Genomic DNA, 1,321 nt, shown 5'->3' on the forward strand with positions numbered 1-1,321 from the left:
AATTCCGGGGGGAATCCGCATGATGTTCGGCCTGTCGCTCCACGCCTTCACCTTGCTCCACACCGCGATCAGTCTGGTCGGTATCGCCGCGGGGGTCGTCTTCTTCGCCGCGCTCACCACCGGGCGCTGGCGTCCCACCGCCAACCTGATCTTTCTGATCTTCACGATCCTGACCAGCGTGACCGGTTTCCTCTTCCCGCCCAAGCCGATCGGCCCGCCCTTCATCTTCGGCGTGGTGTCGCTGCTGCTGCTCGCGGTCGCGCTCGCCGCGCTGTACGGCGGCAAGCTCCAGGGCTGGTCACGCCCGACCTATCTCGTCACCGCGCTGCTTGCGCAGTGGCTCAACATGGTCGTGCTGGTGGTGCAGAGCTATCAGAAGATCCCGCCGCTCCACGCGCTCGCGCCGACCGGGGGCGAGCCTGCCGTGCTGGTCAGCCAGGCAGTGGTGCTGGCGCTGGTTGGCTACGTCGCGTGGCGCACCCTCTTCGCGCGAACGGCGCTGCGCGGGTAAGCCGCGATCCACCAAATCCTGTCCTACACGCGCGGTTTCTGGTTCACCGTCTCGAATGGAACGCCGCCCCGCGCAATACCGTCATCCGAACCGATCGCACCGCGACACCCCGCCCAGCGCACACCCCCTCGACGTCGTGACTCGTGTGACTTTAGCGGAACCTTCGGCGCTTTCGCTTGCGCACCAAAGCTGGCAGATTGCCCGCGATGCTCCCCTCCCTCCTTATCATCGATGATTTCCTCGCCGATCCGCACGGCGTGCGCCGCACAGCACTCGGCCTCGGCTATGATCCGGCGTTGAAGCAGGGCAACTATCCCGGGCTGCTCTCAAACATTCCCCTAGAGATCAAGGGATTAGACGCGGCCGTCGTGGCGCGGATCGGGGTGCCGGTCACGCCGATGGCGGGGACCAGCCACGACCATTGCCGCCTCACGCTCGCCGGCGACAAGGGCGCGAGCGGGGTGCATATCGATCCGTGCTTCTATTCGGGCATCTTGTATTTGAGCCTGCCCGAACACGTCCGCGGCGGCACCGATTTCTTCCGCCACCGCCCGACCGGGCTCGATCGCGTGCCGACCACCGATCTCGGCTTGCTCGAAAGCGGCTTTGGCGACGTCAACGATTTGGTCGAACGCGTGGTCAATGCCGATACGCTCAAGCCCGCACGCTGGGAAAAGACGATGACGGTGCCGATGCGCTTCAACCGGCTGGTGCTGTTCAGCCCGTGGCTGTTCCACAATGCCGCACCGGGGTTCGGGCGGAGCGGGGCGGACGGGCGGTTGGTAATGCTGTTGTTCTTCGCACAGGGGC

2 protein-coding genes are annotated in these 1,321 nt (G+C 65.6%); both read left to right on the forward strand.

What is annotated here, in order from left to right:
* The coding region (locus ABWP09_RS14415; protein ID WP_353205807.1) for a hypothetical protein at window positions 1-511 on the forward strand (511 nt) is incomplete at its 5' end.
* Between the two features lie 206 nt (window positions 512-717).
* The coding region (locus tag ABWP09_RS14420) for a DUF6445 family protein (protein WP_353205808.1) at window positions 718-1,321 on the forward strand (604 nt) is incomplete at its 3' end.

It is taken from the genome of Sphingomonas sp. (assembly GCF_040398505.1).
Taxonomy (GTDB): Bacteria; Pseudomonadota; Alphaproteobacteria; order Sphingomonadales; family Sphingomonadaceae; genus Sphingomonas.